The following is a 26,806-nucleotide window of genomic DNA, read 5'->3' on the forward strand; positions in this document are numbered from 1 at the left end:
AAGTCATTAGAATATTCTCTTGGGCGGATGCACATAAGCATGGGCGCTAATGCACACATTTACGTATTGCCACCTCTGGCGGCGTGGTGTACCTGAGTTTAAGTGATCATGGTCACATTCTCAGATTTAATCTCCTGACATTCTTATTTCACAATACCAAGTCTTTATTGCTTTTAATTAGCTTCAATATAACAACACCCATACAATTATTATCACCACCTGGCTGGAGAATACTGGACAATGGCCGACATCGAAATTAGACAAGAATCGCCAACGGCGTTTTATATTAAAGTACACGACACAGATAATGTGGCGATTATTGTCAATGACAATGGTCTGAAAGCCGGGACACGTTTTCCGGATGGACTGACGCTGATAGAGCATATCCCCCAGGGCCATAAAGTGGCACTAACAGATATTCCTGCTCATGGCGAAATCGTCCGCTATGGTGAAGTAATAGGTTTCGCCGTTCGCGATATCCCACGCGGCAGCTGGATCGATGAATCTATGGTTGAACTGCCAAAAGCGCCGCCACTGGAAACATTGCCGCTGGCAACCAAAGTCCCGGAACCGCTGCCGCCGCTGGAGGGGTATACCTTCGAAGGATACCGCAATGCTGACGGCAGCGTCGGCACCAAGAATCTGCTCGGCATCTCCACCAGCGTGCACTGCGTGGCGGGCGTGGTGGATTATGTCGTGAAAATCATTGAGCGCGATCTGCTGCCCAACTATCCGAACGTCGACGGCGTGGTGGGGCTCAATCACTTGTACGGCTGCGGCGTGGCTATCAATGCCCCAGCCGCCATCGTGCCGATTCGTACAATCCACAATATTGCGCTGAACCCAAACTTCGGCGGTGAAGTAATGGTCATCGGCCTTGGCTGCGAAAAACTCCAGCCCGAGCGCCTGCTGGAAGGTACTCACGATGTGAAAAGTATTTCGGTAGACAGCGCCAGTATCGTCAGCCTGCAGGATGAAAAACACGTTGGTTTTAAATCCATGGTAGAAGACATTTTGCAGGTCGCTGAGCGCCATCTGGCAAAGCTCAATCAGCGCCAGCGCGAAACCTGTCCGGCTTCTGAGCTGGTAGTCGGCATGCAATGCGGCGGAAGCGATGCGTTTTCTGGCGTAACGGCCAACCCGGCAGTCGGTTTTGCCTCCGACCTGTTAGTTCGCTGCGGTGCGACCGTGATGTTCTCGGAAGTGACCGAAGTGCGAGATGCCATCCACCTTCTGACCCCGCGGGCAATTAACGAAGAGGTGGGCAAACGCCTGCTCGAAGAGATGGCCTGGTACGACAACTATCTCGATATGGGGAAAACTGACCGCAGCGCTAACCCCTCTCCGGGCAACAAGAAAGGCGGTCTGGCAAACGTGGTGGAAAAAGCGCTGGGCTCCATTGCCAAGTCTGGCAAGAGCGCGATTGTCGAAGTGTTGTCGCCGGGTCAGCGTCCAACCAAACGCGGTCTGATATACGCTGCTACCCCCGCCAGCGATTTTGTCTGTGGAACTCAGCAGGTTGCTTCCGGCATCACCGTACAGGTATTCACCACCGGTCGCGGTACGCCGTACGGTCTGATGGCCGTTCCGGTGATAAAAATGGCGACACGCACTGAACTGGCTAATCGTTGGTTTGATCTGATGGACATCAACGCAGGTACCATCGCGACCGGAGAAGAAACCATCGAAGAGGTAGGTTTGAAGCTATTCGAGTTCATTCTCGACGTGGCCAGCGGGCGTAAGAAAACCTTCTCGGATCAGTGGGGATTACATAACCAGCTGGCGGTATTTAACCCGGCACCGGTAACCTGATTTTTCACTGTTTTTTCTTCAGGAGCATGTCTACGGGCATGCTCTTTTTTTTGTCATAAACTTTCGCAACCCTCCCATTACTTTCGAAACTTTCATTTTTCAGATCAAAATCACAAAAAAACATTACGAAACCCTATACTTTATTTCGAAGAAAGAAATCGAAAGACTTCGGAGGAAGTATGTTTATCATTTCAAGCAAAACAATGCTGAAGAAGGCTCAACAAGAAGGTTACGCCGTCCCCGCATTTAACATCCACAATCTCGAGACCTTACAGGTTGTCGTGGAAACGGCTGCCGAGCTACGTTCTCCGTTGATCGTCGCCGGAACGCCAGGTACTTTTAACTACGCTGGTGTCGGTAATATAGTCGCTATCGCCAGCGAGCTGGCCAGAAGCTGGAACCTCCCCCTGGCAATTCATCTCGATCACCATGAAAGCGTCAGCGATATTGAAGCAAAAGTCTCCTCAGGGATTCGCTCTGTCATGATCGACGGCTCCCATTTACCGTTTGCCGATAACATCGCGTTAGTCAAACGCGTGACGGATTACTGCCACCGCTATGACGCCAGCGTTGAAGCAGAACTGGGACGCCTGGGTGGGCAAGAAGATGACCTGATCGTTGATGGCAAGGATGCACTTTATACCCACCCTGAGCAGGCTCGAGAGTTCGTAGAAAAAACAGGTATCGACTCACTGGCAGTCGCCATTGGCACTGCCCACGGCTTGTACACCGCAGAGCCAAAACTGGACTTTGAACGGTTAGATGAGATTCGTCAATGCGTTGATATTCCTTTGGTTTTACATGGCGCTTCCGGCCTGCCCCCTCAGGATATTAAACGCGCAATCGCCCTCGGGATCTGCAAAGTCAACGTCGCTACCGAACTCAAAATCGCCTTTGCTGACGCACTCAAAAACTACTTGAGCGCCCACACCGATGCGAACGATCCACGGCACTACATGGTGCCAGCAAAAGCGGCGATGAAAGAGGTGGTACGTAAAGTCATCGCCGACTGCGGCTGCGAAGGAAAGCTGTAAGTCCTTCATTAATTTGAATTGCATGGGTGCTGACAAAGGTTTGTTTTTAAAGCTGGATCACGAAAGATGCTTTTACCCTTTGCCTTCAATCCAAAAATATTATGAAGATAAACAAAAGATATCGGAGATAGAAGTGAAAGAAATAATCTCTCGTCATAAAGCGGGTGAACATTTGGGAATTTGTTCTGTTTGTTCAGCCCATCCGCTGGTGATTGAATCCGCATTACGTTTTGATCTCAATACAGACAGTAAAGTGCTGATCGAAGCGACATCAAATCAGGTCAATCAGTTTGGCGGCTATACCGGGATGAAGCCTGCCGATTTCCGTGACTTTGTGTATAACATTGCAGAACAAGTCGGTTTCCCTCGTGAAAGACTGATTCTCGGGGGCGATCACCTCGGTCCTAACTGCTGGCAAAATGAACCGGCAGCAGAGGCGATGGCGAAATCCGTAGATTTAATTAAAGCTTATGTCGCCGCTGGATTCAGTAAAATCCATCTTGATGCCTCTATGTCCTGTGCTGACGATCCCACACCGTTGGATCCGATGATTGTCGCCGAGCGCGCCGCTGTACTGTGCCAGGCCGCAGAAGCAACAGCCACTGAAGAACAGAAACGCCAACTAACTTACGTTATAGGGACAGAAGTTCCTGTACCTGGCGGAGAAGCCAGTACTATTGGTACCGTACATGTTACCCGCGAAGAAGATGCTGCCCGTACCCTGGAAACACACCAGGTCGCTTTTCGCGCATTAGGGCTTGAAGACGCATTAACCCGTGTGATCGCCATTGTCGTCCAGCCAGGCGTGGAGTTTGATCACACACAGATCATTCACTATCAACCACAAGCCGCAGAAGCGCTTTCTGCCTGGATCAAAGAGACGCCGATGGTCTATGAGGCGCACTCCACCGATTATCAAACCCGTCAAGCCTATCGTGACCTGGTACGTGACCACTATGCGATTCTGAAAGTAGGTCCCGCGCTGACTTTCGCCCTTCGCGAAGCTATTTTTGCGCTGGCGCAAATGGAAAATGAGCTGATCTCTCCGGAACAACGTAGCCGGGTGCTGGAGGTGATTGATGAAGTCATGCTGAATGAGCCGGATTACTGGAAAAAATACTATCGCCCAACCTGGAGCCAGGCGATGGTCGATATTCACTTCAGCTTGTCTGACCGTATTCGCTACTACTGGCCTCATCCGCGCATTCGTCAAAGCGTGGAAAAGTTAATTGCCAACCTGAACGGTGTGGCATTACCGCTGGGGCTAATTAGCCAGTTTATGCCCGTGCAGTTTGAGCGCCTGTCAGAAGGTACGCTCACGGCTACACCCCATAATCTGATTATCGACAAAATCCAGGACGTTCTGCGTGCCTATCGCTTTGGCTGCGCACCAGTCATCGCCTGAAATCTGGAGAATATATGAGCCAACTCTTTGTCCGAACCGGAATAAACTTTAGCTCGTGTCAGCATGCGCTGGTACACATTGGGGAGGAGATGCTGGCCAAAGGGGTCGTGCATGAAAGCTACCCGCAGGCCTTAATTGAACGTGAAGCCACATTCCCAACCGGGATAGCGCTGGAACGTCACGCCGTTGCGATCCCGCACTGTGAAGCCATTCATGCAAAATCGCCAGCTATCTATCTGATTCGCCCAGAGACGCCTGTCAACTTTCAGCAGGCAGATGATGATGAAGAGATAGCGGTCTCTTTAATTATTGCCTTAATCGTTGAGAACCCGACGGCTCAGCTAAAGCTGTTACGTCGCCTGTTCAGTGAGCTGCAAAACCCGAACACCATTGAAGCATTATTGAATGCGCCAGAGGCTGAACTGGCAATGATCTTTCGGGAAAAAATCCTTGAGCCTGAGTCTTGCGCGCAGGCTTGATAACAAACTGATAATAAAAGGAATACCCTATGAAACGTAAAGTAATTGTGGCGTGTGGCGGTGCTGTAGCAACTTCAACAATGGCAGCAGAAGAAATTAAAGAACTGTGTGAAGCCAACAATATCCAACTCGACCTGGTTCAGTGCCGTGTAACGGAAATCGAAACCTATATGGATGGAGCAGATCTTATCTGTACCACCGCCCGTGTTGACCGTACTTTTGGCGATATCCCTGTGGTCCACGGCATGCCTTTTGTTTCAGGCGTGGGTATCGAAGCATTGCAGCAAAAAATACTGACTATCCTCGTGGGGTGACGCCATGTTTAGCGAAATAATGCGTTATATCCTCGACTTAGGTCCGACTGTCATGCTGCCGCTCGTGATCATCATCTTCTCAAAACTATTGGGGATGAAGCTCGGGGATTGTTTTAAATCCGGTCTGCATATTGGGATTGGCTTCGTCGGTATCGGCCTGGTTATTGGCCTGATGCTGGATTCTATCGGGCCTGCCGCAAAAGCAATGGCGGAGCAGTTTCAAATCAATCTGCATGTCATTGATGTTGGCTGGCCGGGTTCATCACCGATGACATGGGCATCACAGATCGCCTTGATTGCTATCCCTGTCGCCATTGGGGTCAATATCCTGATGCTGGTCACCCGAATGACCCGGGTCGTCAATGTCGATATCTGGAACATCTGGCATATGACGTTCACTGGCGCAATGTTACATCTGGCGACGGGCTCATACTGGTTGGGCATCCTGGGCGTTGTCGTTCACGCCGCTTTTGTCTACAAACTTGGCGACTGGTTTGCGAAAGACACGCGCGACTTTTTCGGTCTCGAAGGTATTGCCATCCCACACGGCTCATCAGCCTATCTGGGGCCAATAGCGGTATTGGTTGATACGATCATTGAAAAAATCCCAGGCCTGAATCGCATTCATTTCAGTGCTGATGATGTACAGAAACGCTTCGGTCCTTTTGGTGAGCCAGTCACCGTCGGTTTTGTTATGGGCTTAGTGATCGGCTTGTTAGCCGGGTATGACATCAAAGCAGTATTGCAACTGGCGGTAAAAACGGCTGCCGTTATGCTGCTCATGCCACGCGTCATTAAACCGATTATGGATGGCTTAACACCTATTGCAAAGCATGCCCGTAAACGTCTGCAGGCGAAATTTGGCGGCCAGGAGTTCTTAATTGGTCTTGATCCCGCATTGCTGCTCGGCCATACATCGGTGGTTTCCGCCAGCCTGATCTTTATTCCGCTGACCATTCTGATTGCCGTCCTGGTTCCAGGTAATCAGGTTCTGCCCTTCGGTGATCTTGCTACTATTGGGTTCTTCGTAGCAATGGCGGTAGCCGTTCATCAGGGGAACCTGTTCCGCACGCTGATCTCTGGTGTCATCATCATGGGCATCACCTTGTGGATCGCCACCCAGACTATCGGCTTACACACCCAGCTTGCCGCCAACGCCGGGGCACTGAAAGCAGGTGGAATGGTCGCCTCTCTGGACCAGGGGGGCTCGCCGATCACCTGGTTACTGATTCAGCTCTTTACCTGGCAAAACGTCGTGGCGTTTGCCGTGATTGCCGTCATTTACTTCGCCGGTGTGCTATTGACCTGGCGCCGGGCACGTCGTTTTGTCACCGCCGAAAAAGCAGCCGCTATCTCAGAAAGCCAGCCCACATCTTAACTTCTGGGGAGCATTTGCTCCCCTTCACATTTCTGGAGACTCTTATGAAATCAGTGGTTATTCACGCTGAGGGAGACGTACGCGTTGAAGAACGTCCCATGCCCCAACTGCAAGCCGATAACGATGTATTGGTCAGGGTGGTTAGTTCAGGGCTTTGCGGTTCTGATATCCCGCGTATTTTTTCTCATGGTGCGCATTACTACCCAATAACGCTGGGTCATGAATTTAGCGGTTATGTTGAATCCTACGGCACCGGTGTGACTGATATGCAACCTGGCGACGCCGTTGCCTGTGTGCCGCTACTCCCCTGCTTCCACTGCCCTCAGTGTGAACGTGGTTACTTTTCGTTATGTAAGCAATATCAGTTTGTCGGTTCGCGTAGCGAAGGGGGCAATGCGGAATATGTGGTCGTAAAACGCGCCAATCTGTTCCGACTGCCATCAGATATGCCGATTGATGACGGGGCATTCATCGAACCCATTACCGTCGGTTTGCATGCCTTCCACCTGGCTCAGGGCTGCGAAGGTAAAAACGTGATTATCGTTGGCGCAGGGACTATCGGTTTGCTGGCGATGCAATGTGCCCGCGAACTCGGTGCAAAAAGTGTCACGGCAATTGATATCAACCCACAAAAATTGACGTTAGCGAAAGAGTTGGGAGCCACTCACGTATTTAATAGCCGGGAGATGAGTGCGGCGGAAATCTATTCCGCACTGGCAGATATGCAGTTCGATCAGTTGGTACTGGAGACAGCAGGAACACCACAAACCGTAGCCCTGTCTGTAGAAATTGCAGGCCCTCGCGCACAGGTGGCGTTAGTGGGTACATTGCACCAGGACCTGACGCTGACTTCCAGTGTATTTGGCCAAATACTGCGTAAGGAATTAACGATTCTCGGCAGTTGGATGAACTACTCCAGCCCATGGCCAGGAGAGGAGTGGGAAACCGCTGCACGCTTGCTGACCGAAAAACGTTTGCAACTGGAGCCGTTAATTGCCCATAGCGGCGACGCGGACAGTTTTGCCAAAGCGGTAACATCACTCAATGGCGCACCGATGCAGGGAAAAATTCTGCTCAAATTTGCCTGACCTCACGAGCCAGCAACCTGCGCTGGCTCACATTTCCTTTCGAAATTTAGCGTTCACCTTTCGCAATCCTTCGATTAAACTAGTGATAGTTAAATTATCAGGTAAATCAATATGAACTCATTTGAGAGAAGGAACAAAATTGTCGACCTGATTAATACGCAAGGCAGCGTACTGGTAATGGACCTTTCGAATACCTTTGGTATTTCTGAAGTGACCATTCGCGCTGACCTGCGGTTATTAGAGGAGAAAGGTCTTGTCACCCGTTTTCACGGCGGAGCGGCAAAACCGGGAAGCCACCTGGCTGAAGGCGACAATCAGGAAGTGATATTGGAAGAGCGGTATCAACTTGCCAGCGATCCGAAAAAAAGGATCGCCCAAGCCGCGACCGCAATGGTCGAAGAAGGTATGACCGTCATTCTGGATAGTGGAAGCACCACCTTGCTTATCGCGGAGGCGTTAAACCGAAAAAGTAATATCACCGTTATTACCAATAGCCTACCCGCCGCATTCACGTTGTCGGAAAACAAAGACATTACGCTGGTCGTCTGCGGTGGAACAGTACGCCATAAAACCCATTCGATGCATGGCACCATAGCAGAGCGTTCTCTACAAGGGATCAGTGCTGACCTGATGTTCGTTGGTGCCGATGGGATTGATGCCACAAATGGTATTACGACATTTAACGAAGGCTACTCCATTAGCAGCGTCATGGCAGCTGCCGCACATAAGGTCATCGCTGTGCTGGACGCGACAAAGTTCAATCGCCGTGGCTTTAATCAGGTACTGCCGATGGAGAAGATTAATTGCGTGATAACCGACGATAGCATCAGCAAGCAGGACAAATCAGCGCTCGCTAAAACAGGCGTTGAGTTACTGATCGTTTAGTTTTTTACCCGCCACATCCCGCCTTTCTTCGCGCCAACGCGTTGCAACTTTCCTTTTTGCTGCAACGCTTTCAGATAGCGCTCAACGGTACGGGATGAGATTTCACACTCATCAGCGATACTTTTGGCAGATCTGCCCGGCTGATTCGACAAGATTTGCAGAATACGTTTTTCTATATCCAGTAAATCAGGCGACATTTCTTCCGACATTTCTTCCGACATTTCTTCCGACATTTCTTCCGACATCGTCGGTGCTTGCCCTAATCCCTCTTTCAAAGCAGAGATGATATTTCCCAAAATAAATTCTATGAATGGCGTACAACTACTTTGCCGATCGCATTGCCCTAATACATGATAATACCGATCCTGCTGGTAATGGATCAGCGTTTCTACCGGCAGCCAGGCCAATTCGGCGCGCCACTCCCGCAGAATTAATGTTTGCCACAACCGCCCCATTCGCCCATTACCATCAGAAAAAGGATGAATAAATTCAAATTCATAGTGGAAAACAGCCCCAGCAATAAGCGGGTGGTGTTCTGTCGTTTTTAACCAACCCTGCAAGTCATTAACCAAGCGCGGAACTTGTGAGGCAGGAGGGGCCATATGGATAAGTTGTTTTTCCCTGTAGACACCGACATTCCCAGAACGCAATTGGCCAGGATTATCGACCAGCCCTAACATCAGGACCTGATGGGCCTGAAGGAGATCGGATAACCGTTCACTTTTCCACTCCGACATTTTTTCATAGGCCAGAATGGCATTTCTGACTTCCTGTATATCTTTAGCTGGCGCCAGAATTCGCTTACCTTCCATCAGAGCAGTGACCTGCTCTGTCGTCAGCGAATTATGTTCAATAGCCAAAGAAGCCTGGATTGTACGAATGCGATTCTCTTTGCGTAAAAGAGGAGATGTTCTACCCGCCATCGCCGCCCAATGCCCCATAAGCTCACCGATTTCAATCACCTGATTGAGTATCAATGGAGTGACAACGAATGGAGGCTGATATCCACCCACTTTTACTCTCCCTGCTGGCCCAGCGCATACTTATACAGCGCATTCTTTTTCACGCCGTGGATTTCTGCGGCCAGCGCAGCCGCCTTTTTCAGCGGCAGTTCTGCCTGCAATAAGGCCAGCGTACGTAGCGCATCAGCCGGAAGGTCGTCTTCTTGTGCTTTATGCCCTTCGACAATCAGCACCATTTCACCTTTACGGCGATTTTCGTCTTCTTTGACCCACGCCAGCAACTCACCCACCGGCGCACCATGAATGGTTTCCCAGGTTTTGGTCAGTTCACGCGCCAGCACGACATAACGAGATTCGCCCCAGACCGCTACCATATCTTCCAGGCTGTCCAGCAAGCGGTGAGTGGATTCATAAAAAATAAGCGTACGTGGTTCTGCTTCGATGGCTTTCATCGCATCACGACGCCCTTTAGATTTGGCTGGCAGGAAACCTTCATAGCAAAAACGATCTGATGGCAGACCTGCAGCACTCAACGCGGCAATCGCCGCACAAGGGCCAGGCAGAGGTACCACGCGGATCCCCGCTTCGCGACAGGTGCGCACCAGGTGATAACCAGGATCGTTAATCAACGGTGTTCCGGCATCGGAAACCAGCGCAATGTTTTGCCCTTCTTTCAGTTTCAATACCAGCGTTTCGGCTTTTTGCTGCTCATTATGGTCATGCAACGCAAACAAACGGGCGTTTATCGCGAAGTGTTGCAACAACAATCCTGTATGGCGGGTATCTTCAGCGGCAATTAAATCAACGGCTTGTAAAACTTCGAGCGCTCGTTGGGTAATATCAGCCAAATTTCCGATAGGAGTAGGTACAATAAAGAGTTGGCCTTGAGAATTATCCGCCGATTCGTGTTGTTTCATTGTGTCGTCCGTATTGCCGATTTAATATTGAGCATTGCGTAAAAAATATCACTGGATACAGTATGGTACCCTCAACATTTTCTCGTTTGAAAGCTGCACGCGCGCTGCCTGTCATTCTGGCAGCATTGATTTTCGCAGGCTGTGGCACCCAGGCGCCAGACCAGAGTGCTGCCCATATGCAGGGCACAGCACAAGCTGATTCCGGCTTTTATCTGCAGCAAATGCAGCAAAGCTCAGATGATAGCAAGACCAACTGGCAATTACTCGCCATTCGTGCACTGCTGAAAGAAGGCAAGAGCCAGCAGGCGGTCGAATTGTTCAACCAGTTGCCGCAGCAACTGAACGATACCCAACGTCTTGAACAGTCACTGCTGGCCGTCGAAATCAAACTTGCGCAGAAAGATATCGCTGGCGCACAGGCTCTACTGGGCCAGTTAAAACCAGCCGATTTCTCGCAAAACCAGCAAGCACGTTACTGGCAGGCGCAAATTGACGCCAACCAGGGACGCCCGTCGCTCACGCTGCTACGCGCGCTGATCGCGCAGGAACCGCTGTTGGCCGCCAACGATAAGCAGAAAAATATTGATGCAACCTGGCAGGCCCTGTCGTCAATGACGCCAGAACAAGCGCAAACGCTGGTCATCAACGCTGATGAAAACGTTCTACAAGGCTGGCTGGATCTCCAGCGCGTCTGGTTCGATAACCGTAACGATCCAAACATGATGAAAGCGGGTATTGCCGACTGGCAAAAACGTTACCCGCAAAATCCTGGGGCGAAACTGTTGCCTACGCAGCTCGTCAACGTCCAGAGCTTTAAGCCCGCCTCCACCAGCAAAATCGCACTGCTACTGCCTCTGAATGGCCAGGCCGCTGTTTTTGGGCGAACCATTCAGCAGGGCTTTGAAGCGGCAAAAAATATGGGTACTCAACCGGTCTCTGCACCTGTTGCCGCCGCACCTGCAGCTAACACTGGTGCTGATGCAACAACGGCACAACCACAGACGACTGACGGCGTCGCCAGTCCCGCTCAGGCTTCTGTCAGCGATCTGACCAACGATACGCCAGTACAACCAGCGGCCACAGTGCCTCAGACTGCGCCAGTACAACCGGCAACGACGGCCAGCGCGCCGGCGAATCCGTCCGCAGAGCTGAAAATCTACGACACGTCATCACAGCCGCTGAATCAGATCCTGGCTCAGGTACAGCAGGATGGCGCCAGCATCGTTGTCGGCCCGCTGTTGAAGAACAATGTCGAAGAGCTGATGAAAAGCAATACACCGCTCAACGTACTGGCGCTAAACCAGCCTGAGTCGGTGAAGAATCTGGCGAATGTTTGCTACTTCGCACTATCACCAGAAGATGAAGCGCGCGATGCCGCACGCCACATCCGTGAACAAGGCAAGCAAGCACCACTGCTGTTAATCCCGCGTAGCGCGTTAGGCGATCGCGTGGCTAATGCCTTTGCTCAGGAATGGCAAAAACTGGGTGGTGGTACAGTGCTGCAGCAGAAGTTCGGGTCGACCGCTGAGCTTAAAATGGGTGTCAACGGCGGGTCGGGGATTTCCCTGACGGGTAGCCCGGTAGCATCCTCTGTGCCTGCGCAACCTGGCGTGACGATTGGCGGTCTGACGATACCGGCAGCACCTACCGATGCCCAAATCACTGGCGGCAGCGGTCGTGTTGATGCCGTGTATATTCTGGCAACGCCGGAAGAAATTGCGTTTATTAAACCGATGATCGCCATGCGTAACGGCAGCCAGAGCGGTGCGACGCTGTACGCCAGCTCCCGCAGCGCGCAGGGTACCGCTGGTCCTGATTTCCGTCTGGAGATGGAAGGTCTGCAGTACAGCGAAATTCCCATGCTGGCGGGCGGCAACGAGCCACTCATGCAGCAAGCGCTGAGTGCAGTACGCAATGACTACTCGCTTGCGCGCATGTATGCAATGGGTGTTGATGCCTGGTCGCTCGCTAATCATTTCTCGCAAATGCGTCAGGTGCAGGGTTTCGAAATTAACGGCAACACCGGCGCGTTGACCGCAACGCAGGATTGCGTGATTAACAGGAAGTTATCATGGCTCAAATACCAGCAAGGACAGGTCGTCCCCGCCAGTTAACGAGCAAACAGACCGGTGATTCGTGGGAAACGACTGCGCGTCACTGGCTGGAAAGCAAAGGACTGCGTTTTCTCGCCGCCAACGTACGTGAACGTGGCGGCGAAATCGACCTGATAATGCGTGAAGGCAGGACCACCGTCTTTGTCGAGGTCCGCTACCGGCGGTCCGCCCAATTTGGCGGCGCGGCGGCGAGTGTGACCCGGAGCAAACAACACAAATTATTACAGACCGCCCGCTTGTGGCTTGCGCGCCACAATGGGAGTTTTGATACTGTGGATTGCCGGTTCGATGTGTTAGCCTTCACCGGAAATGATGTTGAGTGGTTTAAGAACGCGTTCAACGACCGCTCATATAGTTGAATCAGAACCTGCCCATCAGGCAAATAAAATAACCTGACGTGCCTGGTACTTAAGGATTAGCGTGTTAGACAGAATCAAAGTCTGCTTTACAGAAAGCATTCAAACTCAGATAGCTGCGGCTGAAGCACTCCCGGATGCGATCTCCCGTGCAGCCATGACGCTGGTTCAGTCCCTGCTCAATGGCAACAAAATTCTCTGTTGTGGTAATGGGACGTCCGCTGCCAACGCACAGCATTTTGCTGCCAGCATGATCAACCGTTTTGAAACAGAGCGACCCAGTTTACCTGCGATTGCACTAAATACTGATAATGTGGTCTTAACTGCGATTGCCAACGATCGCCTGCACGACGAAGTTTATGCAAAACAAGTCCGTGCGCTGGGACATGCAGGTGATGTTCTGTTGGCAATTTCTACGCGTGGTAATAGCCGCGATATCGTAAAAGCCGTTGAAGCAGCCGTTACGCGCGACATGACGATCGTTGCGTTGACCGGTTATGACGGAGGGGAACTGGCCGGATTGTTGGGGCCACAGGACGTTGAAATCCGCATCCCTTCACACCACAGCGCCCGCGTTCAGGAAATGCATATGCTGACGGTCAATTGCCTTTGCGATCTCATTGATAACACGCTTTTCCCTCACCAGGATGATTAAGGAGTACACATGAAGGCATTTTCGCCGCTCGCCGTCGTTCTCTCAGCGTTGCTGTTGCAAGGCTGTGTAGCTGCCGCCGTTGTCGGAACAGCAGCTGTCGGGACGAAAGCAGCAACGGATCCTCGCAGTGTCGGCACCCAGGTAGATGATGGGACCCTGGAATTACGCGTCAATACGGCGTTGTCGAAAGATGCCCAGATAAAGAAAGAAGCACGCATCAACGTGAGCGCATATCAGGGTAAAGTCCTGCTGGTCGGCCAGTCGCCGAATAGCGAACTTTCTGCACGAGCAAAACAAATTGCGATGGGTGTAGAGGGCACAACGGAGGTCTTTAATGAGATCCGTCAGGGCCAACCTATCGGCCTGGGCGATGCGTCCAACGATACCTGGATCACCACCAAAGTGCGCTCTCAGCTCCTGACCAGCGATCAGGTGAAATCATCCAACGTGAAAGTGACGACCGAAAATGGGGAAGTATTCCTGCTGGGCCTGGTCACTGAACGCGAAGCGAAGGCTGCGGCGGATATCGCCAGCCGGGTAAGCGGCGTGAAACGCGTCACTACCGCCTTTACCTTTATTAAGTAATACAGATGCCGGATAGCGACGCATAGGCGTCTTATCCGGCCTACAGGACGTAATCGTTTGTAGGTCGGATAAGCTCAGCCGACATCCGGCATGTTATTTCGCCCTTTCGCGTAGCTCGGAAGAGGTCAGGATCGAAACCCCTTCATGTTCAGGTGCCAGCGCCTCCATCAGCATGGCTTGCGCGACATCACGTGCCTTAATCGATTTCCAGTTTCCTGGCAGCAACCGGAACAACGGTGCCAAAAACATTTCATTTGCGCGTTGCTTCTCCCGTTCCCCCAGCAACATCGAAGGCCGGACAATCGTTAGCCGTGGCCATTTCTGAGCGATCAGCGCCTGCTCCATTTCCCCTTTCACCCGGTTATAAAAAAATGGCGAATGTGCATTGGCTCCCATCGAACTCACCACCAGCATATGCTGGGCACCAAGCCGGCGGCCCGTCAGAGCGGTGTCCACCACCAGCGTATAATCCGCGTGGATAAACGCCTCTTTGCTACCCGCTTCACGTCGGGTCGTACCCAGGCAGCAAAAAACAATATCGACCGGGTCAGTAACTTGCGCCAGCGCATCGCTTAACTGTGGATCGTGAGGATTATAGACCCCGACCGTATCTGCCAATGGTCGTCGTGTCGGTGCGGTGATAGCGTGGATTCGGGGTTCATTCAGCAACATCCGCAGCAAATTTCCGCCCACCAGCCCTGTGGCACCTGTTATTAACACCTGGCTCATTGCTTTTCCATCCCCGCATCCTCAATCGATCTTCTAACTATAGATCACGCAGCCAGAGCATCTTCTTGCCAAAGCCCAGCGTATTGTCAGTGAACTTGATTTCATCCAGCCGAATCTCCCACACGGGCGCTGACAGCATCCTGGCGACAGGGAAACGATGGTTATACGCTTTACGCGCAGCTTCGCTCTCTTCTCCCTCCAGGCGGCGGATTTCCCCTTTAAACTGAACGCCGCGAATCAACGCGACCGTTTTAGGCTGACCGTTTACCGTTCCGGCGACGCACGCACGCGGGCCAGACATCTGTGCATGGCGGGTCTTCTCTTCGGTGAGCACATAGAACGCAACCTTTTGCGCATCAAACAGATAAAACGCATTGGCGCACCACAATTCACCGTCATGGTGTACACACCAGGTCACGACGTGCTGCTTTGCCAACCAACGAGTCACCGCAGTCAGTGTTTCCATTTCTGTTCTCTTTTATACTGTAGGACTGAAAATTATCATGTCGATGGTAACAATGACACCCTGGTATCTGTATCTGATCCGTACCGCAGACAATGCCCTGTACACCGGAATAACCACCGATGTACAACGCCGCTATCAGCAGCATCAGAGCGGAAAAGGTGCGAAAGCGTTACGCGGGAAGGGAGAGCTCACTCTGGCATTTGCGGCGCAAGTCGGCGATCGCTCGCTGGCCCTGCGCATAGAGTATCGGGTCAAGCAGCTTACAAAACGCCAGAAAGAGCGCCTTGTGGAAGGTGAAGGGTTTGAGACTCTGCTGAGCAGTCTGCAAACCCCCGACACTTAAAAGCGATTGAAATGGTCGTGATATTCCACCAGGCCAGATACGCCCTCCAGCGCATCTTCCGCCAGGCGATGCACCTGGAATGCACTTTCTGTACCCGGCCAGCGGCAACGCAGGTCATGATGAGCCGCCAGTTCGAAGCCCAGGCGACTGTACAATGCCGGATCGCCCAGGGTAACCACCGCGGCGTAGCCAAACTCGTTAAGAGAATCCAGCCCTTCATAAACCAGCTGACGCGCCAGGCCTTGCCCACGGTAATTTTCATCTACCGCTAACGGTGCCATGCCGACCCACTGCAGATCTTCACCCTGCACATCAACAGGGCTGAATGCGACGTAGCCCACTACCTGACCTTCATCATCGGTAGCAACCAGACCCAACGTTAAGAAACCGTCTTCGCGCAGGTCGTGCACTAACTTCGCTTCCGCATCGCTTTCAAATGAACGACGCAGCAGCGCATCAATACCTGGGGCATCAATGGGTATTTCAACTCGAATCAGCATGCTTCACCTACCGAGGTCTGTTTGGTTTCTGGCGACGTTTTCATACCCGCCTCAACAAAATCCGCCAACTGCAGCAGCATGACACGTAACGCTTTCGGCATCTGCTCCAGTTCGATGGCGTCCATCAGATTTTTAACATACAGCCCTAATTCTGTATCGCCTTCGATCACCAGGCGACGCTGGAAGAAAAGCGTATCTGGATCCTGCTTACGCGCCACGATCATCAGGAGATCGCTGGCATCGGCGCTAAAACTCACATCAGCATCTGCGCTCTCACTGACGATAAGCTTGTCGTTCTCTACTGAGGTATACCATCTGAGACCAATATCGCGCACATGAATGCTCAGCCAGCGGCCGTTGAGAAACTCCAGCTCCCCATCGGCCAGCGCCTGACTAAACTGCCAGCTCAGGACCTGTTCCAGAACCTGGCGCTTCAGCGCAAAGGGCGTCAGTTTAACCGGTACACTCATCAGAGAAGGACCTAAATGTACTAAGCGTGAACGCAGTTTATCCAACACGAGCTTTACTCCCTGTTTCAATAGTCCTGCTATTTTGCCATATCAAATAAACGACATAGCGGCATAAATCAACAATTCGATGCGAAATTGTTACCTCTTTATTGGTGTCACCAATACGACTTTAACTGCCTCAAATCAAAAATTGTCTCAGCAAGGTTAACTAAAATCCCTCTTCGTTAACATTTTTGCGTCCTCAGGCGCAACTTTCAGGATAAATTATGGAGCTGCTCTGCCCTGCCGGAAATCTCCCGGCGCTTAAGGCGGCCATCGAGAACGGCGCTGATGCTGTCTACATCGGGCTGAAAGATGATACCAACGCCCGTCATTTCGCCGGCCTTAATTTTACCGAGAAAAAATTGCAGGAAGCGGTGAGTTTCGTTCATCAACATCGCCGTAAGCTGCACATTGCGATTAACACTTTTGCCCATCCGGATGGGTATGTACGCTGGCAACGTGCCGTGGATATGGCGGCACAACTGGGTGCGGATGCCCTGATCCTCGCCGATCTCGCCATGCTTGAGTATGCCGCAGAGCGCTATCCCCATATTGAGCGCCATGTCTCCGTTCAGGCATCTGCGACTAACGAAGAGGCAATTAATTTCTACCATCGCAACTTTGACGTTGCGCGGGTCGTACTGCCACGTGTGCTGTCGATTCATCAGGTGAAGCAACTAGCCCGCGTCACCCCAGTTCCGTTAGAGGTATTTGCCTTCGGCAGTCTGTGCATTATGGCAGAAGGTCGTTGTTACTTATCTTCTTATCTGACAGGTGAATCGCCAAACACGGTGGGTGCCTGCTCCCCTGCTCGCTTTGTGCGCTGGCAGCAGACCCCACAGGGACTGGAGTCACGGTTAAACGAAGTGCTGATCGACCGCTATCAGGACGGCGAAAACGCAGGTTACCCAACGCTGTGTAAAGGCCGCTATCTGGTCGATGGTGAACGCTACCATGCACTGGAAGAGCCAACCAGTCTGAACACACTGGAGCTGCTGCCCGACTTACTGGCCGCCAATATTGCGTCGGTCAAAATCGAGGGCCGTCAACGTAGCCCGGCCTATGTCAGCCAGGTCGCGAAAGTATGGCGTCAGGCGATCGACCGCTGCAAAGCCTCCCCGCAGAACTTCGTTCCACAGCCTGAATGGATGGAAACACTGGGCTCCATGTCCGAAGGCACGCAGACCACGCTTGGTGCGTATCACCGTAAATGGCAGTGAGAAAAGCAATGAAATATTCCTTAGGGCCCGTGCTTTACTACTGGCCGAAAGAGACGCTGGAAGATTTTTATCAGCAGGCCGCAACCAGCCAGGCCGACGTTATCTATCTGGGTGAAGCCGTGTGCAGCAAGCGCCGTGCTACGAAAGTGGGTGACTGGATAGATATGGCGAAATCACTCGCCGGCAGCGGCAAACAGGTGGTGCTCTCTACACTGGCGCTGGTGCAGGCCTCCTCTGAACTGGGAGAACTGAAGCGCTATGTGGAAAACGGCGACTTCCTGGTGGAAGCCAGCGACCTCGGTGTGGTTAACATGTGCGCCGAGCGCAAACTACCGTTTGTCGCAGGACATGCGCTCAACTGCTACAACGCGGTCACGCTGCGTATGCTGCTTAAACAGGGCATGGTGCGCTGGTGTATGCCAGTTGAACTGTCCCGTGACTGGTTGGTAAATCTGCTCAATCAGTGCGAAGAACTGGGTATTCGCAATCAGTTTGAAACCGAAGTCCTCAGCTACGGGCATCTGCCGCTGGCGTACTCTGCCCGCTGCTTTACCGCGCGTTCCGAAGATCGGCCAAAAGACGAATGTGAAACCTGCTGCATCAAATACCCCAACGGGCGTGATGTGCTGTCGCAGGAAAATCAGCAGGTCTTTGTCCTCAACGGGATCCAGACCATGAGCGGCTATGTCTACAATCTCGGCAACGAGTTGACATCGATGCAGGGGCTGGTTGATATCGTTCGTCTATCACCATTGGGGACGGAAACAATCGCGATGCTTGATGCTTTCCGCGCGAATGAAAACGGCAACGCCCCATTACCGCTTGCCGCCCACAGCGACTGCAACGGTTACTGGAAACGTCTGGCCGGGCTGGAGCTGCAGGCCTAGCCGGATGGCGGCAAAAGTGCCTTATCCGGCCTACAAAATAGTGCTCCCGTAGGTCCGATAAGCGCAGCGCCATCGGGCATTGTTTTTGCCGTCAGCCTCATAAGGCTCACTTTGTTAACAACATTCGCTAATCTTTAATGCAGTATTAAAAGATTAACCGGTAACAAAGTGAGCCGTTATGACTAACAAAACTATTCCGTTCTCGGTGCTGGATCTGGCGCCGATCCCTCAGGGTTCCTCCGCGCGAGAAGCCTTCTCCCATTCGCTCGAACTCGCACAGCTTGCTGAAAAACGCGGCTACCGCCGCTACTGGCTGGCAGAACATCACAACATGACCGGTATCGCCAGCGCCGCAACGTCAGTACTGATTGGCTATCTGGCTGCCCATACCACCACGCTACATCTGGGTTCTGGCGGCGTGATGCTACCCAACCATTCCCCGCTGGTGATCGCTGAGCAGTTCGGCACGCTAAACACACTGTATCCGGGGCGGATTGATCTCGGGCTTGGCCGCGCGCCAGGGAGCGATCAGCCAACCATGCGCGCACTGCGCCGCCATATGAGCGGTGATATCGATAACTTCCCACGAGACGTCGCTGAACTGGTGGACTGGTTCGACGCCCGCGATCCTAATCCCCATGTACGCCCGGTTCCCGGCTACGGCGAGCAGATCCCTGTCTGGTTATTAGGATCCAGCCTGTACAGCGCGCAGCTGGCGGCGCAGCTTGGTTTGCCGTTTGCTTTTGCCTCGCACTTCGCCCCGGATATGCTGCACCAGGCGCTGCATCTGTATCGCACGCAGTTCAAACCGTCGGCGCGGCTGGCAAATCCTTACGCCATGGTGTGTATCAACATTATTGCCGCCGACAGCAACCGCGACGCCGAGTTTCTTTTCACCTCAATGCAACAGGCATTTGTGAAACTGCGCCGGGGCGAAACCGGCCAGTTACCGCCGCCGGTAGAGAATATGCATCAACTGTGGTCTGCTTCTGAACAGTACGGCGTTCAGCAGGCGCTGAGTATGTCGCTGGTCGGTGATAAAGCGAAAGTGCGGCACGGTCTCGACGCGTTTTTGCGTGAAACCCAGGCCGATGAAATTATGGTTAACGGCCAGATCTTTGATCATCAGGCACGGCTGCATTCGTTTGATTTGGCGATGGATGTGAAGCAGGAATTGTTGGGGTAGTGCGTTGTTTTGCCCGGTGGCGCTTCGCTTACCGGGCCTACAGGATAAGTAGGCCGGATAAGGCGCAGCCGCTATCCGGCACAACAACATTACTGGTACACAGGCAACAGATTAAAGCTCGACAGAATGTGGATAACTGCGTTACCGATACCGAATACCAGAATCAGCGCAATCATCGGCTTGCCGCCCCAGACGCGGAATTTCGGGCTACCGAAACGCTCACGGGATTTACGTGCCAGCAACGCCGGGACAATTGCGGCCCAGATGGTTGCTGCGAGTCCTGCATAACCAATGGCGTACAGGAAGCCGTTCGGCCACAGCAGCCCACCGACAATCGGCGGCAGGAAGGTCAGCAGCGCGGTTTTAAAACGTCCTATACCAGAGTCATCAAATTTGAACAGATCTGCCAGATAGTCGAACAGACCCAGCGTCACTCCGAGGAACGAACTCGCCACGGCAAAGTTGGAGAACACCACCAACAGCAGATCCAAACTACGACTGTTCAGCACGCCGCTCAACGCCTGGACCAGCACATCAATATTACCGCCCTGCTGTGCAATACCGATAAACTCTGGGCGTGGGATATTGCCCATCGTCCCCAGCAACCATACGGTATACAGCACCAGCGCCAGCAGCGTACCGTAGACCAGGCACTTAACGATGGTCTTCGGATCTTTACCATAGTACTTCATCAGGCTCGGGACGTTACCGTGGTAGCCGAACGACGCCAGACAAAACGGCAGCGTCATCAACAGATACGGCGTATATGAAGCATTGCTCTCTGCCACGTTAAACAACGTGGTCGGCGTGACGTGCCCTAACAGGCTACCGAAAGTCAGGAAAAAGGTAATCACCTTCGCACCCAGCACAATCGCCGTCATGCGACTGACCGCTTTGGTGCTTAACCACACCACAAATGCTACCAGCAGAGCAAAGCCAAAACCTGCCGCACGCGCCGGAACGTTCAGCGACATCTCAGAGAAAGTGTGGTGCAGAATCGAACCACTCGCCGAGATATACGCGTAGGTCAGGATATAGAGAACGAAGGCGATCGAGATGCCGTTCACAACGTTCCAGCCTTTGCCCAGCAGATCTTTGGTGATGGTGTCGAAGCTCGAGCCAATGCGGTAATTGAGGTTAGCTTCGAGGATCATCAGCCCGGAGTGCAGCATGCAGAACCAGGTGAAGATCAGTGCCGCCATTGACCAGAAGAACCACGCCCCGGACATGACCACAGGCAGAGAAAACATCCCCGCGCCAATAATGGTGCCGCCGATGATCACCACGCCGCCAAGCAGCGAAGGTGATGTTTGGGTGGTGGTTAGTGTTGCCATTCAGCCATCTCTCCAGTCATTTGTATTGTGACTACATCTCAATGTGCTGCACTGTACCAGTACACGAGTACAAATGAAATAAAAAAAGCCCCAATCATTTCGATCAGGGCTGTATATATTACTTTACGCTTTTATACTCGTCATACTTCAAGTTGCATGTACGTTGGCTACGCTCATTCACCCCAGTCACATAGTTTTCTATGCTCCTGGGAACTCACTCTCTTGCCGCCTTCCTGCAACTCGAATTATTTAGAGTATAAGCTAAGAAGCTTATGCGTCACCGCCGAAACGACGACGACCAGCGGAGTCATCACGGCGCGGAGCAGAAGAATCATCACGACGCGGGCCACGGTTGCCTTCACGACGTTCGCCGCTGAAACGACGACCATCGCCACGACCGCCTTCACGACGTTCGCCGCTAAAGCCACGACCTTCACCACGACCGCCTTCACGACGCTCACCGCTGAAACGACCACCGCCACGACGCTCACCACCGGTGTGCGGTACTGCATCGCCAACCAGCTGCATGTTCATCGGCTTGTTCAGGATGCGAGTACGAGTAAAGTGTTGCAGCACGTCACCCGGCATACCTTTCGGCAGTTCGATGGTGGAGTGGGAAGCAAACAGCTTGATGTTACCGATATAACGGCTGCTGATATCACCTTCGTTAGCAATCGCGCCAACGATATGACGAACTTCAACACCGTCATCACGACCCACTTCAATACGATACAGCTGCATATCGCCAACGTCACGACGTTCACGACGCGGACGGTCTTCACCACCACGGTCATTGCGGTCACGCGGGCCACGATCGTTGCGGTCGCGCGGACCACGGTCATCACGGTCGCGGAATTCGCGTTTCGGACGCATCGGCGCATCTGGCGGCAGGATCAGCGGACGTTCGCCCTGAGCCATTTTCAGCAGTGCTGCGGCCAGTGTTTCGATATCCAGCTCTTCTTCCGGCTGCATTTTCGCCAGCAGAGCGCGGTACTGATCCAGATCGCTGCTTTCCAGCTGCTGCTGTACTTTCGCGGCGAATTTTTCCAGACGGCGTTTGCCCAGCAGGTCTGCATTCGGCAGCTCGACTTCCGGAATGGTCAGCTTCATGGTGCGTTCGATGTTACGCAGCAGACGACGCTCGCGGTTCTCAACGAACAGCAGCGCACGGCCAGCACGACCCGCACGACCGGTACGACCGATACGGTGAACGTAAGACTCAGAGTCCATCGGGATGTCGTAGTTAACAACCAGGCTGATACGCTCAACGTCCAGGCCACGGGCCGCAACGTCGGTTGCAATCAGAATATCCAGACGACCATCTTTCAGACGCTCCAGAGTCTGCTCACGCAGGGACTGGTTCATGTCGCCGTTCAGTGCAGCGCTGCTATAACCGCTACGCTCCAGCGCTTCTGCCACTTCCAGGGTCGCATTTTTGGTACGAACGAAGATAATCGCCGCATCAAAGTCTTCTGCTTCCAGGAAACGCACCAGCGCTTCATTTTTACGCATGCCCCATACAGTCCAGTAGCTCTGGCTGATGTCAGGACGTGTAGTAACGCTGGACTGAATACGGACTTCCTGCGGCTCTTTCATAAAGCGGCGGGTAATACGACGAATCGCTTCCGGCATGGTAGCAGAGAACAGAGCAGTCTGATGACCTTCCGGGATCTGCGCCATAATCGTTTCGACGTCTTCAATGAAGCCCATACGCAGCATTTCATCAGCTTCGTCCAGCACCAGACCGCTCAGTTTGGAGAGGTCCAGAGTACCGCGCTTCAGGTGATCCAGCAGACGGCCCGGCGTACCGACGACGATCTGTGGTCCCTGACGCAGGGCACGTAATTGCACGTCATAACGCTGGCCGCCGTACAGGGCAACCACGTTCACGCCGCGCATGTGTTTAGAGAAATCCGTCATGGCTTCTGCAACCTGAACCGCCAGTTCGCGGGTCGGTGCCAGCACCAGAATCTGAGGTGCCTTCAGCTCAGGATCAAGATTGTTGAGCAGCGGTAAGGAGAACGCTGCAGTTTTGCCGCTACCTGTCTGGGCCATACCCAGAACATCGCGACCGCCCAGCAGATGCGGAATGCACTCTGCCTGGATTGGAGATGGTTTTTCGTAACCCAGATCGTTAAGGGCTTCAAGGATAGGAGCCTTCAGGCCCAGATCTGCAAAAGTGGTTTCGAATTCAGCCATGTAGTACGTGTGCCTCAAAATTAATGGCGGCCAGTCTACATAACTCATCATGAAATTGATCTGCAATTTTCATTGAAAAGTGTGAACCGGCTCAAAGTAGGTGTATTAACGAACAACAACGCCCTCACCCGTGAAGGTGATGGCAATCAAAAAGATTACGGGCTGATGTGTACGTCAGCTATTGCTGGTCCGATTCTGCCAGGTCATCTTGGTCCTGGCCCAGGAGCGATAATTCCAACAATGCGTATCGGTGCTCAACAAAGTTATGAACGTTGTTAGCCACCGCCAGTTTGAACAATGCCGTAGCGTTGTCCAAATCCCCCAGACTTAGGTAGTACTTACCTAAATAGAAGTTGGTTTCACTGAGATGCTCAGCGAGCGAGGTGTTATCCGTTGCGTCCGCCTTCAGGCGTTCCATCAGCGTTGCTTCGCTAATGTTGCCCAGGTAGAACTCGACAATGTTCCATCCCCATTGCTCTTTATCCGATTTTTCGAAACGTTGCTTTAACGCTTCTTTAGCCTGCTTCTCATCGAGCTTCTGCTCGGCGAGATAAAGCCACAGACTGCGGAAAGGATCATTGGGATCGTCTTGATAAAACGCCAGCAGATCATCTTGCGCTAACTTGTCACGACCGCCGTAATACAATGCGATACCGCGATTCAAGTGCGCGTAGTTGTAAGTTGGATCAAGCTCAAGTACAGAATCAAACGCTTCATAGGCAGCATCAAAATTGCCTGCCTGCGTTAAATATATACCTAAGTAATTGAATACTTCAGGCATATCTGGTCGGATAGCCAGCGCTTGTGAAAAATCATTTCGCGCCAGTGCCCTCAGACCGAGACTATCATACAACACTCCGCGCTCATATAAAAGCTGTGCGCGTTCGTCATCGGTTAAAGCCCGACTGGCAAGAATTTGTTCCATACGTGCCAGAATCACTTCCTGCTGCAAAGTCGGTTGCAGTGGTACTGCGAGGACTTCACTCTTACGCCAGGCGGAATTACTGCATCCAGCCAGCGTGAGTGCTGTCGCAACGAAACACCAGCGCAAAAAAGGCTTCATTTCCCACTCCCGAAGACAACGATTGAATGAACGTCCAGGTTCCCCGGTTGCTAACAAGGCATCCTGCCGGGTTAAAGGCCCTCCGCTCTCACGGAGGGCAATGGCAACCTTACTCGCCCTGGCTTGCCGGAGCTTCCGGTTCGCCTGCAGGCTGAGACTGCTCAGTTGCTTCTTTAATGCTCAGACGTACACGGCCCTGGCGATCAACTTCCAGAACTTTGACCGGTACTTCCTGGCCCATCTGCAGGTAATCAGTCACTTTCTCAACGCGCTTGTCAGCGATCTGAGAGATGTGCACCAGACCTTCTTTACCGCCACCGATGGCAACGAATGCGCCAAAGTCAACGATACGGGTCACTTTACCGTTGTAGATACGACCTACTTCGATTTCAGCGGTGATTTCTTCGATGCGACGAATAGCGTATTTCGCTTTCTCGCCGTCAGTCGCAGCAATCTTCACAGTACCATCATCTTCGATTTCAATGGTGGTGCCGGTTTCTTCGGTCAGGGCACGGATAACAGAACCGCCTTTACCGATAACGTCTTTGATCTTGTCCGGGCTGATCTTAATGGTATGGATACGCGGAGCAAATTCAGAGATATCGCCGCGCGGCGCGTTGATCGCCTGTTCCATCACACCCAGGATGTGCAGACGTGCACCTTTAGCCTGGTTCAAAGCGACCTGCATGATCTCTTTGGTGATACCTTCAATTTTGATATCCATCTGCAGTGCAGAGATACCGTCGCGGGAACCCGCCACTTTGAAATCCATATCGCCGAGGTGGTCTTCGTCGCCCAGGATGTCAGACAGAACAACAAAGTTGTCGCCTTCCTTCACCAGACCCATCGCGATACCCGCAACGGCCGCTTTGATCGGCACGCCTGCGTCCATCAGCGCCAGGGAAGCACCACATACGGAAGCCATGGAAGAAGAACCGTTAGATTCAGTAATTTCAGAAACGACACGAACGGTGTACGGGAATTTATCCAGTTCCGGCATCACTGCCAGTACGCCACGCTTCGCCAGACGACCGTGACCAATTTCACGACGCTTCGGAGAACCGACCATACCGGTTTCACCAACACAGTACGGAGGGAAGTTGTAGTGGAACAGGAAGTTGTCGGTACGCTCGCCCATCAGTTCGTCGAGGTTCTGCGCATCACGGGTAGTACCCAGCGTTGCGGTAACCAGCGCCTGAGTTTCACCACGGGTGAACAGTGCGGAACCGTGAGTACGCGGCAGCACGCCAGTACGCACGTCCAGACCACGGATCATGTCTTTTTCGCGGCCATCGATACGCGGCTCGCCAGCCAGTACGCGGCTACGAACAACGTTTTTCTCGATAGCGTGCAGGATTTCACCCAGCTCGTTAGCGTCCAGGGTTTCATCTTCTGCAGTAAGCTGCGCGATGGTTTCAGATTTGATCACGTCAACCTGAGCATAACGCTCTTGTTTGTCAGTGATACGGTAAGCATCGCTCAGGCGCGCTTCTGCCAGTGCAGCAACGCGCGCGTTCAGCGCTTCGTTAACCGCTTCTGGCTGCCAGTCCCAACGTGGTTTGCCCGCTTCTTTAGCCAGCTCGTTGATGGCCTGGATAACAACCTGCTGCTGTTCGTGACCGAACACCACAGCACCCAGCATCTGGTCTTCACTCAGCAGTTCAGCTTCAGATTCAACCATCAGTACGGCAGCTTCGGTACCGGCAACAACCAGATCCAGTTTACTTTCTTTCAGCTCGTCCTGAGTCGGGTTCAGTACATACTGGTCATTGATATAACCAACACGCGCAGCACCGATCGGGCCGTTGAACGGAATACCAGACAGAGACAGCGCAGCGGATGCACCAATCATCGCCACGATATCCGGGTTAACCTGTGGGTTAACGGAAACGACGGTTGCGATAACCTGAACTTCGTTAACGAAGCCTTCCGGGAACAGCGGACGAACCGGGCGGTCAATCAGACGCGCGATCAGGGTTTCGCCTTCGCTTGGACGGCCTTCACGACGGAAGAAGCTACCTGGGATACGACCAGCAGCGTAGGTACGCTCCTGATAGTTAACGGTCAGCGGGAAAAAGTCCTGGCCTGGTTTCGCTTTTTTCTGGCCAACAACGGTAACGAATACCGCAGTGTCATCCATGCTAACCATAACAGCGGCAGTCGCCTGACGCGCCATCATGCCGGTTTCCAGCGTAACGGTATGCTGACCGTACTGGAATTTACGAACGATCGGATTAAGCAAAATAATATCCTTTCTCTATTTTTTTGACGGCACATTTATGTGCCATCGTTAATACCCGATCTTCTGCGCATCCTCGCGACTAATGACAACCCTAACCCATGCGTATTGGGTAAAGCCTCTCATTAGCCGCGCGAACCTCTG

The 26,806-nt window shown here is 52.6% G+C and carries 27 protein-coding genes; 16 read left to right on the forward strand and 11 right to left on the reverse strand.

Annotation, left to right across the window (positions count from 1 at the left end):
- Positions 1-240 precede the first annotated feature (240 nt).
- The 8 genes from garD (at position 241) to NNN64_RS05325 (ending at position 8,395) form a co-directional block, all read left to right on the forward strand.
- The gene (gene garD, locus NNN64_RS05290; RefSeq protein WP_271440721.1) at positions 241-1,812 is read left to right on the forward strand and encodes a galactarate dehydratase; all 1,572 of its coding nucleotides are present in this window, start codon (positions 241-243) and stop codon (positions 1,810-1,812) included.
- 179 nt (positions 1,813-1,991) lie between these two features.
- Positions 1,992-2,846, forward strand: coding sequence for a tagatose bisphosphate family class II aldolase (locus tag NNN64_RS05295; RefSeq protein WP_271440722.1), 855 nt, complete (start codon positions 1,992-1,994; stop codon positions 2,844-2,846).
- A 133-nt stretch (positions 2,847-2,979) separates the two neighbouring features.
- The gene (gene gatZ / locus NNN64_RS05300; protein WP_271440723.1) at positions 2,980-4,251 is read left to right on the forward strand and encodes a tagatose-bisphosphate aldolase subunit GatZ; all 1,272 of its coding nucleotides are present in this window, start codon (positions 2,980-2,982) and stop codon (positions 4,249-4,251) included.
- Between the two features lie 14 nt (positions 4,252-4,265).
- Positions 4,266-4,730 carry a PTS galactitol transporter subunit IIA gene (gene gatA / locus NNN64_RS05305; RefSeq protein ID WP_271440724.1) on the forward strand — a complete coding sequence of 155 codons (465 nt, stop codon included), beginning with the start codon at positions 4,266-4,268 and terminating at the stop codon, positions 4,728-4,730.
- Positions 4,731-4,759: 29 nt separating this feature from the next.
- Complete coding sequence (gene gatB / locus NNN64_RS05310) at positions 4,760-5,044, forward strand: PTS galactitol transporter subunit IIB (RefSeq protein ID WP_003828616.1); 285 nt, start codon at positions 4,760-4,762, stop codon at positions 5,042-5,044.
- 4 nt (positions 5,045-5,048) lie between these two features.
- Complete coding sequence (locus tag NNN64_RS05315) at positions 5,049-6,422, forward strand: PTS galactitol transporter subunit IIC (protein ID WP_271440725.1); 1,374 nt, start codon at positions 5,049-5,051, stop codon at positions 6,420-6,422.
- Between the two features lie 44 nt (positions 6,423-6,466).
- Positions 6,467-7,510 (forward strand): galactitol-1-phosphate 5-dehydrogenase, encoded by a 1,044-nt coding sequence (gatD, locus tag NNN64_RS05320; RefSeq protein ID WP_271440726.1) that lies wholly within the window; start codon positions 6,467-6,469, stop codon positions 7,508-7,510.
- Between the two features lie 111 nt (positions 7,511-7,621).
- Positions 7,622-8,395, forward strand: a complete 774-nt coding sequence (locus tag NNN64_RS05325; protein ID WP_048213375.1) for a DeoR/GlpR family DNA-binding transcription regulator — start codon at positions 7,622-7,624, stop codon at positions 8,393-8,395.
- Here the strand turns inward: NNN64_RS05325 and NNN64_RS05330 are convergent.
- Both NNN64_RS05330 and rsmI read right to left on the reverse strand, forming a co-directional pair.
- Entirely contained in the window at positions 8,392-9,408 is a 1,017-nt protein-coding gene (locus tag NNN64_RS05330; protein ID WP_271440727.1) for a Fic family protein, read from the reverse strand. The two genes, NNN64_RS05325 and NNN64_RS05330, sit on opposite strands and share 4 nt — an antisense overlap.
- Positions 9,409-9,410: 2 nt before the next feature.
- Entirely contained in the window at positions 9,411-10,274 is an 864-nt protein-coding gene (gene rsmI / locus NNN64_RS05335) for a 16S rRNA (cytidine(1402)-2'-O)-methyltransferase (protein WP_271440728.1), read from the reverse strand.
- Positions 10,275-10,336: 62 nt separating this feature from the next.
- On the opposite strand from rsmI, the gene NNN64_RS05340 reads away from it, so the two are divergent.
- From NNN64_RS05340 to dolP, 4 genes are all read left to right on the forward strand, one after another.
- Entirely contained in the window at positions 10,337-12,388 is a 2,052-nt protein-coding gene (locus tag NNN64_RS05340) for a penicillin-binding protein activator (protein ID WP_271440729.1), read from the forward strand.
- Entirely contained in the window at positions 12,346-12,747 is a 402-nt protein-coding gene (locus NNN64_RS05345; RefSeq protein ID WP_271440730.1) for a YraN family protein, read from the forward strand. The genes NNN64_RS05340 and NNN64_RS05345 overlap by 43 nt, the downstream gene beginning before the upstream one ends.
- A 61-nt stretch (positions 12,748-12,808) precedes the next feature.
- Positions 12,809-13,399, forward strand: a complete 591-nt coding sequence (gene diaA, locus NNN64_RS05350) for a DnaA initiator-associating protein DiaA (RefSeq protein ID WP_003024948.1) — start codon at positions 12,809-12,811, stop codon at positions 13,397-13,399.
- Positions 13,400-13,408: 9 nt separating this feature from the next.
- Positions 13,409-13,984: a division/outer membrane stress-associated lipid-binding lipoprotein gene (dolP, locus tag NNN64_RS05355; RefSeq protein WP_048213381.1), complete on the forward strand. Its 576-nt coding sequence runs from the start codon at positions 13,409-13,411 to the stop codon at positions 13,982-13,984.
- 93 nt (positions 13,985-14,077) lie between these two features.
- Here dolP and NNN64_RS05360 read toward each other — a convergent pair whose 3' ends face one another.
- Positions 14,078-14,713 (reverse strand): NAD(P)H-binding protein, encoded by a 636-nt coding sequence (locus NNN64_RS05360; RefSeq protein WP_271440731.1) that lies wholly within the window; start codon positions 14,711-14,713, stop codon positions 14,078-14,080.
- Between the two features lie 37 nt (positions 14,714-14,750).
- Positions 14,751-15,179 carry a YhbP family protein gene (locus tag NNN64_RS05365; protein WP_271440732.1) on the reverse strand — a complete coding sequence of 143 codons (429 nt, stop codon included), beginning with the start codon at positions 15,177-15,179 and terminating at the stop codon, positions 14,751-14,753.
- Positions 15,180-15,216: 37 nt separating this feature from the next.
- Between NNN64_RS05365 and NNN64_RS05370 the strand changes: the two genes are divergently transcribed.
- On the forward strand, positions 15,217-15,522 hold the full coding sequence (locus tag NNN64_RS05370) for a GIY-YIG nuclease family protein (RefSeq protein ID WP_271440733.1): 306 nt from the start codon (positions 15,217-15,219) through the stop codon (positions 15,520-15,522).
- Here the strand turns inward: NNN64_RS05370 and NNN64_RS05375 are convergent.
- Positions 15,519-16,022 (reverse strand): GNAT family N-acetyltransferase, encoded by a 504-nt coding sequence (locus NNN64_RS05375; RefSeq protein ID WP_137382408.1) that lies wholly within the window; start codon positions 16,020-16,022, stop codon positions 15,519-15,521. The genes NNN64_RS05370 and NNN64_RS05375 overlap by 4 nt on opposite strands.
- Positions 16,016-16,540, reverse strand: a complete 525-nt coding sequence (gene ubiT, locus NNN64_RS05380; RefSeq protein ID WP_271440734.1) for a ubiquinone anaerobic biosynthesis accessory factor UbiT — start codon at positions 16,538-16,540, stop codon at positions 16,016-16,018. The genes NNN64_RS05375 and ubiT overlap by 7 nt, the downstream gene beginning before the upstream one ends.
- 218 nt (positions 16,541-16,758) lie before the next feature.
- On the opposite strand from ubiT, the gene ubiU reads away from it, so the two are divergent.
- From ubiU to NNN64_RS05395, 3 genes are all read left to right on the forward strand, one after another.
- Positions 16,759-17,754 carry a ubiquinone anaerobic biosynthesis protein UbiU gene (ubiU, locus tag NNN64_RS05385; RefSeq protein ID WP_137382410.1) on the forward strand — a complete coding sequence of 332 codons (996 nt, stop codon included), beginning with the start codon at positions 16,759-16,761 and terminating at the stop codon, positions 17,752-17,754.
- A gap of 8 nt (positions 17,755-17,762) precedes the next feature.
- Positions 17,763-18,641, forward strand: coding sequence for a U32 family peptidase (locus tag NNN64_RS05390; RefSeq protein ID WP_271440735.1), 879 nt, complete (start codon positions 17,763-17,765; stop codon positions 18,639-18,641).
- A 178-nt stretch (positions 18,642-18,819) separates the two neighbouring features.
- Positions 18,820-19,827: a luciferase-like monooxygenase gene (locus tag NNN64_RS05395; RefSeq protein WP_271440736.1), complete on the forward strand. Its 1,008-nt coding sequence runs from the start codon at positions 18,820-18,822 to the stop codon at positions 19,825-19,827.
- A gap of 89 nt (positions 19,828-19,916) precedes the next feature.
- Here the strand turns inward: NNN64_RS05395 and mtr are convergent, their stop codons facing one another.
- The 5 genes from mtr to pnp all read right to left on the reverse strand — a co-directional run bounded on the left by mtr (position 19,917) and on the right by pnp (position 26,665).
- Positions 19,917-21,161, reverse strand: a complete 1,245-nt coding sequence (gene mtr / locus NNN64_RS05400) for a tryptophan permease (RefSeq protein ID WP_271440737.1) — start codon at positions 21,159-21,161, stop codon at positions 19,917-19,919.
- A 270-nt stretch (positions 21,162-21,431) separates the two neighbouring features.
- Entirely contained in the window at positions 21,432-23,360 is a 1,929-nt protein-coding gene (locus NNN64_RS05405) for a DEAD/DEAH family ATP-dependent RNA helicase (protein ID WP_137382414.1), read from the reverse strand.
- A complete protein-coding gene (gene yrbN, locus NNN64_RS05410) occupies positions 23,353-23,433 on the reverse strand; it encodes a protein YrbN (RefSeq protein ID WP_010723222.1) in 81 nt (26 codons plus the stop codon). The genes NNN64_RS05405 and yrbN overlap by 8 nt, the downstream gene beginning before the upstream one ends.
- Positions 23,434-23,538: 105 nt before the next feature.
- Entirely contained in the window at positions 23,539-24,423 is an 885-nt protein-coding gene (gene nlpI, locus NNN64_RS05415) for a lipoprotein NlpI (RefSeq protein ID WP_003024982.1), read from the reverse strand.
- Positions 24,424-24,532: 109 nt separating this feature from the next.
- A complete protein-coding gene (gene pnp, locus NNN64_RS05420) occupies positions 24,533-26,665 on the reverse strand; it encodes a polyribonucleotide nucleotidyltransferase (RefSeq protein ID WP_271440738.1) in 2,133 nt (710 codons plus the stop codon).
- Between the last annotated feature and the right edge of the window lie 141 nt (positions 26,666-26,806).

It is taken from the genome of Citrobacter sp. Igbk 14 (genome assembly GCF_028069825.1).
Taxonomy (GTDB): Bacteria; Pseudomonadota; Gammaproteobacteria; order Enterobacterales; family Enterobacteriaceae; genus Citrobacter.